This window comes from Burkholderia multivorans ATCC BAA-247, assembly GCF_000959525.1.
Taxonomy (GTDB): domain Bacteria; phylum Pseudomonadota; class Gammaproteobacteria; order Burkholderiales; family Burkholderiaceae; genus Burkholderia; species Burkholderia multivorans.
The window spans coordinates 294,635-308,110 of sequence record NZ_CP009830.1; the positions used below are offsets into that span (position 1 = coordinate 294,635).

Consider the following 13,476-nt stretch of genomic DNA (forward strand, 5'->3'; position numbering starts at 1 on the left):
CGAATCGCCGCAAGCCATCCAAGACACAGTTCCGTGTCGGTCCGTCGGCAAATTGCACCCTCGCATGCGCGCGAACGCGGGCCGCGAGGAGTACAGACGCGCGTGCGCAGCTCCGCACGGGCGGGCGCGGCGCAGGACGAGGGGAAAGGCGGCGCCAGGCGGCGCGTGCGGCGCGTGCCGCGACCTCGGCGCGCAACGCGCCGGGCGGCGGTGCGGGGCGGACGATGCGCGCGGGAAACCGCAGCGCGAGCGCGAGCGCGCGACGGCGCGCGGCGGCTGCGGTGGCCGGTGTGTCAGGGGCGGGCGCGCGGGCGGCGCAACCGCTGTGCGCCGCGCAAGCGGCGACGAAGAGGGCGGCTTGCATGGCGCGAGCCGGCCGGCGCTCGCGCGCGACGCGGCGGCGTCACGCGTCGAACGTCATCGCGAGCCGCTGTCGCGCGATCTGCTTGACGCTCGCGGACAACGCGGCGTCCGACAGACCGTCGGCCCATACGGAAAAGGAATCTTCGATCAGATTGCGCGTGTCGGGCGGCAGTTCGGCCAGCATCAGCGACACGACGGTGAACAGCACGGCGACCTCGGCGGCCCGGCTGCCGGCGTTGGCGTCGACGGTTTGCTTCAGCCCGTCGACGGCGGCTTGCAGCTTCTGCATTGCATCATTCGTATCGCTCATGATTCCCTCCATGCGGGATGGGTTCGATCGGCGACGAACGGGCGGCCGCGGTGCGGCCGCAAAGCGCGCGACGCCGGGCCGGCATCGCGCGCGGGCGGCGCATCAGGCGGCCGTGCCGGCAGCCGGCGCGACCGCGACCGACGCTTCGCTCGTCAGCATCAGGAACGTCAAGGTTTCGCGCAGATACAGGCGAACGACCTTGTCGGTGTGGCTCGCATAGCCGATCGACACGTCTTCGCCGAGATGAAGCTCGTAATCGCCGCCGCGCGTCGACAGCACGCAGCCGCCGCTGATCGCCGGCGCCCAGACGATCTCGCCGCTGACGATCCGCTTGATGTGCTCGATGACCGGATAGCCCTGATCGCGCGCCTCGCTGAGCGCGGTATAGGCGTCGGCGCCGAGCAGCACCGAGTACGGGCCGTCGACGCCCGCGAGGCGCAGCGCCTCGAGCGCATCGCTGATGGCGTCCGGATAGGCGCCGACGTCGCTCGGCAGCGTGAGCTTGCGGTTCGACGTGCCTTCGCGGATCCCGACGATGCCGGCGGCCGGATAGCCGTCGAAGATCGCGCTGTCTTCCGCGAACGCGAGTCGCTGCGCGGCTTCCTTGGCCGCCTGCCAGTCGGCGTCGCGTGCACCGCGCTCGACGCTGTCGATCGCGGCGCGGTCGAGTTCGAACGGCACCGTCAGCTCGACGATCGTGCGCACCTCGCGCAGCCGCGCATCGACGTGCTCGCGCGGCGCCGCGACGTCGCGCAGGTGCCCGGTGCCGACGGCCGAGAGTTCGGGCCCCTTCGGGCCTTCGACGTCGACCACGCGGCGGCCGGCCACCGAACGCTTGAAGGTGCGCGCGACTTCTTCCTCGATTTGCTCCCAGGCGGCGCTGGAGATCGGCGCGAGTTCGCGGTGCAGATTGTTCATACGCTTTTGACTCCTTTGAGCGATCCGATTTTCAGCGAGCCGTCGCGGTGCGGCTCGTTCGATGACGGGGCGGCCTCCGCGGCCTCGACGGGTGCGGCGCGGTCGGGCAGCGCGTCGAGCAGGTCGGCCGACGGCACGAAGAACAGCGAGCCGGTAACCGCGCGGCTGAAATCGAGCAGCCGGTCGTAGTTGCCCGGCGGGCGGCCGACGAACATATTCTCGAGCATCTGCTCGATCGGTGCCGGCGAGCGCGCATAGCCGATGAAATAAGTGCCGAATTCTCCGGCGCCCGGCCGGCCGAACGGCATGTTGTCGCGCAGGATCTTCACTTCCTTGCCGTTCTCGTCGAGCGTCGTCAGCGAGCTGTGCGACGACGACGGCTTCACGTCCGGCGCCAGCTCGATGTCGGACAGCTTCGTGCGGCCGATGATGCGCTCCTGCGTCTCGACCGGCAGCGCGTTCCAGCCGGCCATGTCGTGCAGGTACTTCTGCACGATGACGTAGCTGCCGCCGGCGAACGGCGCATCCTCGTCGCCGATCACCGTGAAGTCGACCGCATCGCGGCCTTCCGGATTCTCGGTGCCGTCGACGAAGCCGATCATCGCGCGCTGGTCGAAGTTGCGAAAGCCGTGCACTTCGTCGACGACGGTCACCGCATCGCCGAGCGCGGCGAGCAGTTGCGTCGCGAGCTCGAAGCAGAGGTCCATCGCATCGGCGCGAATGTGCAGCAGGATGTCGCCGGGCGTCGCGATCGCGACGCGCTGGCCGGCGCCGAATTCGCGGAACGGATGCAATGCCGCGGGACGCGGTGCGCCGAACAGCGCGTCCCATGCGTCCGAGCCGAAGCCGCAGACGCACGACAGGTTGCCGCCCGGCACGCGCTTGCCGACCGAGCGCACAAGCGCGGCGATGTCGCCGCACCACGAGCGGATCGTGTCGGCATGCGCGTCGCCGGGATTGATCGTCGCGACGAGAAAGATCGCGCTGCGCGTGATCGGACTGTGGACGGCCTGGGAGAGCGGGGGACGTGTTTCCATCGCGGCCTGCCGGTCAGTCATGTCGGGAAGGACGGCGCGCGGCTGCCGCGGCGCGCGAACGGAAACGGATGAACTCGGTCATGCGACTGTTCTCTTGTATGACATGCGGATGAAACGCGCTGCGTACGGTCGCAACGCGCAATGCGGCGCAATCGCCGCGCATGCGGAAAAGCGATGCACGCGGGCGCGGCGCATGCGCCCGGTGCGCGACGTTCGCTTCGCATCGCGCGGTCGAGCCTGCAATCTAGCAGCTTCGGCGAGTCTTTGGAACACGTATCGCCGATCTGTCCTGCGAATGCGCAAACCATGCACCGAATCCATCGTGCCGATGCGCGGCTGTACTCCTGCCGCACGCGCGGCTGTGCTCTTGTTTGTGCAGGTGGCGTGCAGTAGATTGGGTTCGCTCGGCCGCCGACGAGGAGCACGACGATGAATCTGCTTGAAGCGATGCGCATCTATGTTGCGGTGGTCGAGCACGGCGGACTGCCCGGTGCGGCGTCCGAACTGAAGCTCGCCGCCGCGCACGTGAGCGACCGGATCGACGGCCTCGAACGCTATCTCGGCTGCCGTCTGCTGTTGCGCTGCGCCGATGACGGCATCGCATGCACCGATGCCGGCATCGCGTTTCATCAGTGTTGCGTTCGCACGCTGTCGGCCGTCGACGATGCGACGGCCGATGCCGGCATCCGGCCGCCCGACGCACACGTCGCCGAGGCGCGCCGCGCTGCGCCGCACGCGCTGCATGCGGCGCGTCGCTGAGCTGCGCGCGTTTTCCATCGAATCACGAAACATGCTGAATACGTCCACCGTCGCCTGTTCGCCCGCCGAGCGCATTCGCCGCCGCTTCGGCCATTTTCTCCATGCGGCCGAACTCGCGGGGCTGATCGTGATCGGCCTCGCGACGGCGTTCGCGATGGCGCAGGAGGCGTGGAAGGTCGTGCTCGCGGGCGAGGTGTCGCTGACCGACCTGCTGCTGATGTTCCTGTATCTCGAAGTGCTCGCGATGGACGTGCGCTATCTGCGGCTCGGCCGCCTACCGGTGCGCTTTCCGCTGTTCATCGCGATGACGTCGCTCGCGCGCGACCTGATCCTGCGCGGCGCGACCGACAGCCCCGCGCGGATGCTGATGACGACGTTCGGCATCGTGCTGCTCGCGCTCGGCGTGCTGATCCTCAGTTTCGGCCAGCACCGGTATCCGGCCGAAGTCGGCGACGTCGAGGACGATGTGCGTGCGAGCCGGTGATCGACGCACGCGCAAGCTTTCGGTTGGCAAACGGCACGGCGTCGCGGCGCGACGCGCACGACGGAGGCTCACGCATGACGACGAACGCGAACGACTTCGCGCGCGCGATCGACTTGCAGCACGCGGCCGAGCAGGCGTACCGGCAGGCGCGCGCTGCGCACGACGCGGCCGGCGCGCAGCCTGAACCGGCTGCGGCGATGCAGGCCGCGGCCGCACGTGCGTATGTCGATGCCGCACGCGCCCGCGAACGCGCAACCGGCATCTGAACGCACGCCGGCCGCGCGGCTGCTTCGCGCCGGCCGGCAAGCGCCCGCGCCGAACCGTCGCGCCGCGGCGGGGCGCGCCTTGCAAACGAGGGGGATCGGATGAGCAAGCAACTGATCGTTGCCGTATTCGGCAGCGCGGACCTGGCCCGACGCGCGGCGAACGATTTCGACGCGTTGTCGGAGAAGAACGAAGGATTCACGATCGACAACGGTGTCGTCGTCGAACGCGATGCGGCCGGCAAGCTCGCGGTGCTCGACGCCCAGGCGCGGCCGTTTCGCGGCGGCGCGATCGGCGCGATCGCCGGCGCGCTGCTCGGCCTGCTCGCGGGCCCGCTGGGCGTCGTGACAGGCTTCGCCGCCGGTGCGGGCGCGGGCGTGCTCGCCGATGCGGCGGGCAGCGCGCTGCTCGACGGCCGCTTCGTCGAATCGGTCGCGGCGACGCTCGCACCCGCCAGCGCCGCCGTGATTCTCGAGGCGAAGGAGGCGACGCCGTTCTCGGTCGACAACGTCGTGACGGGATTCGGCGGCAAGGTGATGCGCCACGCGCTCGGCTGAGCACGGCGTCGATGCATGCCGATCGCGAGGAAGCGATGCAGATCGAACAGACATACCGGCGCTTGGACATCTCGGCGCCGCTGTCGCCGCTGCCGGCCAACCGCGCGATCGCGGCCGTCGACGTGAGCACCGACGATGCCGAACGCGTCGCCGATCCCGGCACCGGCCGGTGCCTGCAGATTCGCCGATGGGTCGAAGCGCTCGACGCGGCGCAGCTGACGGTCGTCGTCGGCGCATGCAAGGTCGCGATCGACCACGACGCGCACGACGTCGACGACGCGTGAGCGCACGCGTGCGCATCGCGCGGCAACGAAGGCGTCGCGCGGTGCGCCGATCTGTTCATTACACCCGATGAAATTCGCGTCGGCCCGCGAAACTGTCACTTACATTCGCCGAATTGACGCAGTAGGATGCCGATCCTTGTCACGATGGAATCCGCATTGCTACCCGCCTTCACTTACGGTACTGGACGATGCCCGAGCCCGCATGCCGCGGGCCGTGCGCGGCTTTCCGGCCTCGTGCGACGATGCAGGCGCGCGCCGCGCGCCGACGCGGGGCCCGTCCGATCATCGCCGACGAGGCGAGGCGGATGAAGCTCTACGAGAAGTTTGCGAACGACATCGAGAGACTCATTCGGCAAGGCGTGTACCGGCACGGCGATCGTGTGCCGTCGGTGCGGCAGGCAAGCCAGCAGCATCGGATCAGCATCACGACCGTGCTGCATGCGTACCTGCTGCTCGAAAGCCGCGGGTTGCTCGAAAGTCGGCCGCAGTCGGGCTACTTCGTGAACCTGCGCCGCGACGACGCGCATGCGCCGGTACGCGAACTGCGTCCGTCGAAGCCGATCGCGATTTCGTCGTCGGTCGACGTGAGCCGGCTCGTGCTGTCGACGCTGCGCTCGATCGGCACGGACGACGCGGTGCCGCTCGGCTCGCCGTATCCGGACCCGAGCCTGTTTCCGTTCGAGAAGCTGAACCGCTACGCGTATGCGGCCGGGCGCGACAAGTCGCTGTGGGGCGTGACCGACGGGCTGCCGCCCGGCCATCCGCGGCTGATCCGGCAGATCGCACGGCGCTACCTCGAAAACGGCATGTCGGTCGATCCGAACGAGATCATCGTGACGGTGGGCGCGACGGAGGCGATCAATCTCTGTCTGCAGGCGGTCGCGAAACCGGGCGACACGATTGCCGTGGAGTCGCCGACGTTCTACGCGATGCTGCATGCGATCGAGCGACTGGGGATGAAGGCGATCGAGGTTGCGACGCATCCGGAATACGGCATCGACATCGCGGCGCTGGCGGCGATCGCGAAATCGCAGCCGATCGCCGCGTGCATGGTGATGCCGAACTTCCAGAACCCGTTGGGCTTTCAGATGCCGGACGAGCGCAAGCGCGAGCTGGTCGAATTCGCGACGCGCGTGAACATGCCGCTGATCGAAAACGGCGTGTACAACGAACTGTATTTCGGCAATGCGCATCCGAGCGCGCTCAAATCGTTCGACCGGGAAGGCATCGTCTTGCATTGCTCGTCGTTCTCGAAGAGCCTGACGGCCGCGTACCGGATCGGATGGGCGCTGCCGGGGCGCTATCGTGAACAGGTCGAGAAACTCAAATTCCTGAACACGCTCGCAACACCGTCGCTGCCGCAACTCGCGATTGCCGAGTTTCTCGAACGCGACGGCTACGAGCATCACCTGCGGCGCTTGCGCAAGGCCTATGCGCAGCAGGCGAACCTGATGCGCGCGATGGTGTCGCGTTTCTTTCCGGAAGGCACGCGCATCTCGAGCCCGGCGGGCGGCTACGTGTTGTGGATCGAGTTGCCCGCGCAAGTCGACGCGATGCGGCTGTATCAGCTCGCGCTCGACGAAGGCATCACGATCGGGCCCGGCTACATGTTCTCGATCACCGACAACTATCGAAACTTCATCCGGCTGAACTACAGCAGCCCGTGGTCGCCGGAAATCGAGCAAGCCGTGATTACGGTCGGCAAGCTCGCGGCCGCGCGCGTCGGCTGAGCGCGCCGCGCGTCACGTGAGCCGGTACGACTGCTCGCCGGTGCCCGCGAGCGTGCCGCCGTCGACGATTAGGTAGGCCTCGCGAATCGGCCGGCGCTCGAACCAGCACTGCAGAATTTCGAGCGTACCGGCCGCGTAGCGCGCCTGCGCGGATAGCGACGTGCCCGAGATATGCGGCGTCATCCCGTTGAACGGCATCGCGCGCCACGGATGATCGGCCGGTGCGGGCTCGGGAAACCACACGTCGCCGCCGTAGCCGGCAAGATGGCCCGAGGCGACCGCACGCACGATCGCGTCGCGATCGACGAGTTTCGCGCGCGCGGTGTTGATCAGATACGCGCCGCGCTTCATGCGCGCGATCATTGCGGCATCGAACAGATGCTCGGTCGACGGATAGAGCGGAATCTGCAGATTCACGATGTCGACCGCGCTCGCGAGCGACGCGACGTCCGCGTGATAGGTCAGCGCGAGTTCGTGTTCGATCGCCGGATCGAGCCGATGCCGCTGCGTATAGTGCAGCGCCAGCCCGAACGGCTTCAGCCGCCGCAGCACCGCGAGCCCGATGCGGCCGGCGCCGACCGTGCCGAAATGCATGCCTTCGATGTCGTAGCTGCGCGATACGCAGTCGGCGATGTTCCAGCCGCCTTGCTGCGCGATCGCGTGCGACGGCAGATAGTTGCGCACGAGCGCAAGCGTCGTCATCACGACATGCTCGGCGACGCTGACGCTGTTCGATCCGGTGACTTCCGCGACGGTGATGCCCGCGCGGGCGGCCGCCGCGAGATCGACGTGATCGGAGCCGATGCCCGCAGTCAGCGCGAGCCGCAGCTTCGGCGCGCGCGCGATCCGCTCGGCGGTCAGATACGCGGGCCAGAACGGCTGCGAAATCACGACGTCCGCTTCCGGCAGCCGGCGCTCGAATTCGGAGTCGGGGCCGTCCTTGTCGCTCGTCACGATCAGCGTATGACCGTGCGCCGCCAGATAGTCGCGCAAGCCGAGCGCGCCCGATACCGAGCCGACGAGTTCGCCCGGCCGAAAACCGGGCGGCCCGGACGGCGTCGGCGCGAGCTGGCCGTCCGCGTAGTGCGTGATGACGGGAATCGTGTCGCGCACGTAGCGCGGCGGATAGCCGTCGACGGGGTCGGGGTACAGCACGCAGAGGACGGTCGCCATCATGCACTCCGGACGCGGGTCGGGACAGCGGCGCGGCAGGCGCGCCGCCGATGCGGCGTGCTGCGCCGCAACGGTGCTGACGTTCTACGCCGGCCGCGCATCGCGCACAAGCTACAGTCGCGTTTGCGTGCGCTGCGGCGCGCGCTGTACCTGTTCTTTTCGTGAAGGACGCCGATAATGGGAGCGTTGACGAACCGTGCGGGAGCGATCCCATGTCTGGAAACGCCTCCTCGGCGCCGCGTTCCGATCTCGCGCAAGGCATCGCGCTCGACGACATCGCGGACGGCGCCATGATCGAAGGCCGCGTCGGCGACGAAGCCGTGCTGCTCGTGCGGCGCGGCGATGCGCTGTTCGCGGTCGGCGCGCAGTGCCCGCATTACGGCGCACCGCTTGCGCAAGGGCTGCTGGTCGGCGACACGCTGCGCTGCCCGTGGCATCACGCGGCCTTCTGTTTGCGTAGCGGCGCACGCTTGCGCGCGCCCGCGCTCGACGGACTCAAATGCTGGCGCGTCGAACGTCGCGACGGCCGCGCGGTCGTCGTCGATGCGCGCGCGTCGGCACCGTCGCCCGCGCCGATCGAGGCGCCCGAGTCGATCGTCATCGTCGGCGGCGGGGCGGCCGCGATCTCGGCCGCGGTCACGCTGCGCGACGAAGGCTACACGCGCGCGATCACGCTGCTCAGCGCCGACGACGAACCGCCGTACGATCGCCCGAACCTGTCGAAGGACTATCTGGCCGGCACGGCCGAGGCCGACTGGCTGCCGCTGCGCGCGCCGTCGTTCTACACGGACAGGAAGATCGACCTGCGCTGCGGCACGCGCGTCGCACGCATCGATGCCGCGCAGCGTGCGGTCGAGCTCGCGGACGGCAGCCGGCTCGGCTACGGTGCGCTGCTGCTCGCGACGGGCGCCGTACCGAACCGGCTGACGGTGCCGGGCGCCGATTTGCCGCACGTGTGCGTGCTGCGTTCGCGCGCGGACTGCGATGCGCTGATCGCGCGGCTTGCGACCGCGCGCCGCTGCGTGGTCGTCGGCGCAAGCTTCATCGGGCTCGAGGCGGCCGCCGCGCTGCGCACGCGCAAGCTCGACGTGCACGTCGTCGCGCCCGGTTCGCATCCGATGGCGCACGTGCTCGGCGACGCGCTCGGCGATGCGGTGCGCGCGCTGCACGAGTCGCACGGCGTCGTGTTTCATCTCGGCGCGACGCTCGCGCGGATCGAGCACGATCGCGTGACGCTGTCGACCGGCGACGTGCTGCCTTCCGATCTCGTCGTGGTCGGCATCGGCGTTCAGCCGGACGTCGCGCTTGCGCAGGACGCGGGCCTCGAGGTCGACCGCGGCGTCAGCGTCGACCGCTATCTGCAGACGAGCGCGCCCGGCATCTATGCGGCCGGCGATATCGCGCGCTGGCCCGATCCGCTGACGGGCGAGCGCATTCGCGTCGAGCACTGGGTCGTCGCGCAACGGCAGGGCAGCACGGCCGCGCACAACATGCTCGGCCGGCAACGGCCGTTCGATGCGGTGCCGTTCTTCTGGACGCAGCACTACGACATGACGATTCGCTATGTCGGCCATGCGGAGCACTGGGATCGCGTCGAAATCGAAGGCGACCTGCGCGCGCACGACGGCTCGGTCAGCTACTGGCGCGGCGATGTGCGGCTCGCGGTCGCGACGATCGGCCGCGATCTCGATTGTCTGCGTGCGGAGGCGGCGCTCGAAACGCAGATCGCCGGCGGATGACGGCGAAGGCCGTGCGCAGGCGGCGCCATCGCGCGCGTCCGGCACGGCATCGGTCTTGACGCAAACGGCTTCGGCAACGTTGCGTACGCAACGAATGCGCGAGCCTGACGGGAAACGGAATGGACAAGTATCTGGTCGACGCACTGCTCAACGCGATCGCCGAGCGCAACATCGGTCATCGGATCGTCGATCGCGACACTGCGGGCTCGACGTCGGTCGAGCTGACGCTGGACGACGTATCGCGGCTGATGCGCGACGCGTTCGATGCGGGCCGCTGCGTGCGTGCGCCCGCGCGGCCCGGCGGCGAACGATGAGCGCGTCGCGCTCAGCGGTCGTGCGTCTTCAGCATGATGCGCCCCTGGTCGAGGCCGCCGCGCAGCGCCTCGTCGCAGGTGAGCCATTCGGGCGTGACGAGCTCGGGCGCCGGCAGGTCGACCGGTGCGCCGTCGCGGAAGATCCGCACGTGCGCGACCCACGCGCCGCGTTCGTTGCGCGTCGCCTCGACGCGAATCTCGTGACCCATGAACATTTCGCTGGCGTGCATCGTTCGAAACCCTCCATCGATCGTGATCGTCGCTTCGGTGCGACGATCGTACCAGCGCCGCGCGCACGTTGCATCCGAAGCCGATGACGACCATCCTCCGATGGGCGAGGCGGACCGCCGTTGCGGCGGTCGCGATGCAGGCGTGCCCCGCCGGCCTGCCGCCTGCGGCGCGACGCACCTCCAGCCGGAGTTGCCGATGAATACGCTGATTGCATTGTCCTACCCCGATCTCGACACGGCGCATCGCGCGCTCGCGGCGCTCGCCGCGCTGCGCGACGCGCAGACGGTCGCGCTGTCGGGCGTCGTGATCGTCGAATGTGCGCGCGACGGTAGCCGGACCGCGCACGCGGCCGATCCTGCACGCGTGTCGCACGGTTCGCTGCTCGCCGACGCGTTCGCGCGCATCGACGCATCGCTCGATGCGCTGCGCGATCGGCCGGTCGACGATGCGCTGATCGGGCGCGTCGCGCGCAAGGTGCGCGCGGGCACCGTGACGCTCGCCTTCGCGGTCACGCAACTGGACGTCGTCCGGCTCGGCGCCGCACTCGCGCCCTTCGGCGGTGACGTGCTCGACACGACGCTGTCGCTCGACGACGAGCTGAAGCTCGTCGAGGCGATCTCGAAGGCGCGCGACGGCGCGGCCGACGCCGAGCCCGATTGACGGCCGGCGTCCGCCGCCGCAGCGGGACGGCCGAACGTCCCAGCCAGCGACCGCGCCCACCGTCGCTACCAAAGTGGCCTTATAACTTGACGACAAGTGGCTATTCGCCATAAAGCCAGTGTGCTCTAGAGTTCGCTCGACATCCATACGACGAGCGAGGGCGAACATGACGCGCGTGAAGGTCGATTCATCGAGCGGCGGGGGCGCATGCCGGCCGGCAGGAGGCGACGATGCATGATGCCGCCGCCGGCCCGCTCAGGCACGACACGCTGTTTTCCGTCGCATCGCCGCGCATCGGCATCGACGAAGCGGAGGCGCTGGCGGCCGACGCGTTCGGGATCGTCGGCACGGCAAGCGCGCTGGCGAGCGAACGCGACCAGAATTTCCGCATCGACGCGGCGGACGGCGCGTCGTACGTGCTGAAGCTCACGCATCCGGCCGAGCAGGCGGGCGTGACGGAGTTCCAGACGTTCGCGCAGCTGCAGGTGATCGAGGCCGACGCGGCGCTGCCGGTGCCGCGGCTGATGCGCGACCGGTCGGGCCGTTACATTCACTGGCGCGACGTCGCGGGCGAGCACGCGCGCCAGGCAGTGCGGATGATCACGTTCGCGCCCGGCATCCCGCTGCATCGCGTCGAGCGCTCGCGACGGCAGCGCCGCGCGCTCGGTACCGCGCTCGGCCGCTTCGACCGCGCGCTGCGCGGCTTTACGCACGCGCATGCGGGGCACCGGCTGCTGTGGGACATCCAGCATCTGTCGCAGCTGCGCCCGCTGCTCGACTACGTCGACGGCGGCGAGCCGCGCGCGCTCGCGCGCCATCTGCTCGACCGCCACGACGCACACACCGCGCGCCGCATGACGACACTGCGGCGTCAGGTGATTCACAACGATCTGAACCCGTACAACGTGCTCGTCGACGAGACCGACACCGACCGCATCACCGCGATCCTCGATTTCGGCGACATGGTGCACGCGCCGCTCGTCAACGAGCTCGCGGTCGCGTCGTCGTATCAGCTTGCCGATACGACGAATCCGCTCGAGACGGCCGTCGACTGCATCTGCGCGTACCACCGCGCGAACCCGCTGAGCGGCGACGAACTGGCGGTGCTGCCGGAGCTGATCGTCGCGCGGCTGCTGATGACGGTACTGATCACGGGCTGGCGCGCGCGCGAGCATCCCGAGAACAGCGCCTACATCCTGCGCAACAATGCGCTGTCGTGGACGGGCCTGCACCGGCTCGCCGCACTGCCCGACGGCGACGCGGCGCGCATCATCGGCGACGCGATCCGCCGCGAACAGGAGAATCTTCATGCGCAGTGATCCGGCGATGCTCAACGCGTTCGACCCGCAGCGCGCATCGGCACTCGACGCGCAGGCGCGTGCGCTCGTCGAGCGGCGTGCGCGCGTGCTCGGGCCCGCGTACCGGCTGTTCTACGAAACGCCGCTGCACATCGTGCGCGGCGAAGGCGTGTGGCTCTACGACAGCGCGGGCCGCGCATATCTCGACGCGTACAACAACGTGGCGTCGATCGGCCATTGCCGGCCCGAAGTCGTCGAGGCGATCGCGAAGCAGGCGAGCACGCTGAACACCCATACGCGCTATCTGCACGACGGCATACTGGATTACGCGGAACGGCTGCTGCGCACGATGCCCGACGCGCTGTCGCAGGCGATGTTCACCTGCACGGGCAGCGAGGCGAACGATCTCGCGCTGCGCATCGCGAAGCAGTACACGGGCGGCACCGGCGTGATCGTCACGCAGCTCGCCTATCACGGCGTGACGGCCGCGATCGCCGAGATCTCGCCGTCGCTAGGCCGGCACGTGCCGCTCGGCCTGCACGTGCGCGCGGTCGCGCCGCCCGACACGTATCGCGGCGACGACGCCGACGTCGGTGCGCGGTTCGCACGCGACGTGCAGCGCGCGATCGACGACCTCGTGCGGCACGGCGTGCGGCCCGCCGCGCTGATCGTCGACACGCTGTTCACGAGCGACGGCGTGTTCGCCGATCCGCGCGGTTTTCTGCAGGGTGCGGTCGCGGCGATCCGGCAGGCCGGCGGCGTCTTCATCGCGGACGAAGTGCAGGCCGGCTTCGCGCGTACCGGCTCGAAGATGTGGGGCTTCGAGCGGCACGACGTGGTTCCGGATCTGGTGACGATGGGCAAGCCGATGGGCAACGGTCATCCGATCGCCGGTCTCGCCGCACGCGCCGAGGTGCTCGAGCGGTTCGGCAAGGACACGCGCTATTTCAATACGTTCGGCGGCAATCCGGTGTCGTGCGCGGCGGCGGCCGCGACGCTCGACGTGATCGTCAACGACGGTCTGCAGGCGAACGCGAGCCGGATCGGCGCGTATCTGCGCGAAGGGTTCCGCACGCTCGCGCGCAAGCACGGCCTGATCGGCGACGTGCGCGGCGACGGGTTGTTCCTCGGCGTCGAGCTCGTGCGCGACCGCCACGCGAAGACGCCGGCCGAAGACGAGACGCAGCGCGTCGTCAATCTGATGCGCGAGCGCGGCGTGCTGATCAGCGCGACCGGCGTGCGCGGCAACGTGCTGAAGATCCGTCCGCTGCTGCCGTTTACGCAGGAACACGCGGATCTGCTGCTCGCGGCCGCCGACGGCGCGCTCGCCGCCCTGTGACGGTTCGCGCGCAGCC

16 protein-coding genes are annotated in these 13,476 nt (G+C 69.3%); 11 read left to right on the forward strand and 5 right to left on the reverse strand.

All coding sequences use genetic code 11. From position 1 onward, the window contains the following. Window positions 1–403: 403 nt before the first annotated feature. The 3 genes from NP80_RS01310 to NP80_RS01320 form a co-directional block, all read right to left on the reverse strand. Window positions 404–673, reverse strand: a complete 270-nt coding sequence (locus NP80_RS01310) for a hypothetical protein (protein WP_006407382.1) — start codon at window positions 671–673, stop codon at window positions 404–406. A 102-nt stretch (window positions 674–775) separates the two neighbouring features. Beyond that, the gene (locus NP80_RS01315) at window positions 776–1,591 is read right to left on the reverse strand and encodes a family 1 encapsulin nanocompartment shell protein (RefSeq protein ID WP_006407383.1); all 816 of its coding nucleotides are present in this window, start codon (window positions 1,589–1,591) and stop codon (window positions 776–778) included. Continuing rightward, complete coding sequence (locus tag NP80_RS01320) at window positions 1,588–2,649, reverse strand: Dyp-type peroxidase (RefSeq protein ID WP_035947774.1); 1,062 nt, start codon at window positions 2,647–2,649, stop codon at window positions 1,588–1,590. Before NP80_RS01320 ends, NP80_RS01315 begins: the two co-directional genes overlap by 4 nt. 408 nt (window positions 2,650–3,057) lie before the next feature. Here NP80_RS01320 and NP80_RS01325 point away from each other — a divergent pair, with 408 nt between their 5' ends. The 6 genes from NP80_RS01325 (at window position 3,058) to NP80_RS01350 (ending at window position 6,706) form a co-directional block, all read left to right on the forward strand. After that, window positions 3,058–3,387 (forward strand): helix-turn-helix domain-containing protein, encoded by a 330-nt coding sequence (locus tag NP80_RS01325; RefSeq protein WP_006411266.1) that lies wholly within the window; start codon window positions 3,058–3,060, stop codon window positions 3,385–3,387. Between the two features lie 31 nt (window positions 3,388–3,418). Further along, window positions 3,419–3,871 carry a phosphate-starvation-inducible protein PsiE gene (locus NP80_RS01330; protein WP_006411264.1) on the forward strand — a complete coding sequence of 151 codons (453 nt, stop codon included), beginning with the start codon at window positions 3,419–3,421 and terminating at the stop codon, window positions 3,869–3,871. Window positions 3,872–3,945: 74 nt separating this feature from the next. Continuing rightward, window positions 3,946–4,137 (forward strand): hypothetical protein, encoded by a 192-nt coding sequence (locus tag NP80_RS01335; RefSeq protein ID WP_006407388.1) that lies wholly within the window; start codon window positions 3,946–3,948, stop codon window positions 4,135–4,137. A gap of 99 nt (window positions 4,138–4,236) precedes the next feature. After that, window positions 4,237–4,692 (forward strand): DUF1269 domain-containing protein, encoded by a 456-nt coding sequence (locus NP80_RS01340; RefSeq protein ID WP_045592817.1) that lies wholly within the window; start codon window positions 4,237–4,239, stop codon window positions 4,690–4,692. An 11-nt stretch (window positions 4,693–4,703) separates the two neighbouring features. Then, on the forward strand, window positions 4,704–4,976 hold the full coding sequence (locus NP80_RS01345; RefSeq protein WP_006409196.1) for a hypothetical protein: 273 nt from the start codon (window positions 4,704–4,706) through the stop codon (window positions 4,974–4,976). Between the two features lie 305 nt (window positions 4,977–5,281). Further along, complete coding sequence (locus NP80_RS01350; RefSeq protein ID WP_006407392.1) at window positions 5,282–6,706, forward strand: aminotransferase-like domain-containing protein; 1,425 nt, start codon at window positions 5,282–5,284, stop codon at window positions 6,704–6,706. A gap of 12 nt (window positions 6,707–6,718) precedes the next feature. Here NP80_RS01350 and NP80_RS01355 read toward each other — a convergent pair whose 3' ends face one another. Beyond that, the gene (locus NP80_RS01355; RefSeq protein WP_006407393.1) at window positions 6,719–7,879 is read right to left on the reverse strand and encodes an NAD-dependent formate dehydrogenase; all 1,161 of its coding nucleotides are present in this window, start codon (window positions 7,877–7,879) and stop codon (window positions 6,719–6,721) included. 212 nt (window positions 7,880–8,091) lie between these two features. Here NP80_RS01355 and NP80_RS01360 point away from each other — a divergent pair, with 212 nt between their 5' ends. Then, window positions 8,092–9,618: an FAD-dependent oxidoreductase gene (locus tag NP80_RS01360; RefSeq protein WP_006407395.1), complete on the forward strand. Its 1,527-nt coding sequence runs from the start codon at window positions 8,092–8,094 to the stop codon at window positions 9,616–9,618. Window positions 9,619–9,737: 119 nt separating this feature from the next. Next, complete coding sequence (locus NP80_RS01365) at window positions 9,738–9,932, forward strand: hypothetical protein (RefSeq protein WP_006398878.1); 195 nt, start codon at window positions 9,738–9,740, stop codon at window positions 9,930–9,932. An 11-nt stretch (window positions 9,933–9,943) separates the two neighbouring features. Here NP80_RS01365 and NP80_RS01370 read toward each other — a convergent pair whose 3' ends face one another. Then, window positions 9,944–10,162: a DUF6566 family protein gene (locus NP80_RS01370; protein ID WP_006398879.1), complete on the reverse strand. Its 219-nt coding sequence runs from the start codon at window positions 10,160–10,162 to the stop codon at window positions 9,944–9,946. A 196-nt stretch (window positions 10,163–10,358) separates the two neighbouring features. Here NP80_RS01370 and NP80_RS01375 point away from each other — a divergent pair, with 196 nt between their 5' ends. The 3 genes from NP80_RS01375 (at window position 10,359) to NP80_RS01385 (ending at window position 13,460) form a co-directional block, all read left to right on the forward strand. Continuing rightward, window positions 10,359–10,823 (forward strand): DUF1269 domain-containing protein, encoded by a 465-nt coding sequence (locus NP80_RS01375; RefSeq protein ID WP_035946006.1) that lies wholly within the window; start codon window positions 10,359–10,361, stop codon window positions 10,821–10,823. Window positions 10,824–11,053: 230 nt separating this feature from the next. Beyond that, window positions 11,054–12,142, forward strand: a complete 1,089-nt coding sequence (locus NP80_RS01380; protein WP_006407399.1) for a phosphotransferase — start codon at window positions 11,054–11,056, stop codon at window positions 12,140–12,142. Further along, window positions 12,132–13,460, forward strand: coding sequence for an aspartate aminotransferase family protein (locus tag NP80_RS01385; protein ID WP_006409192.1), 1,329 nt, complete (start codon window positions 12,132–12,134; stop codon window positions 13,458–13,460). The genes NP80_RS01380 and NP80_RS01385 overlap by 11 nt, the downstream gene beginning before the upstream one ends. Window positions 13,461–13,476: the final 16 nt, after the last annotated feature.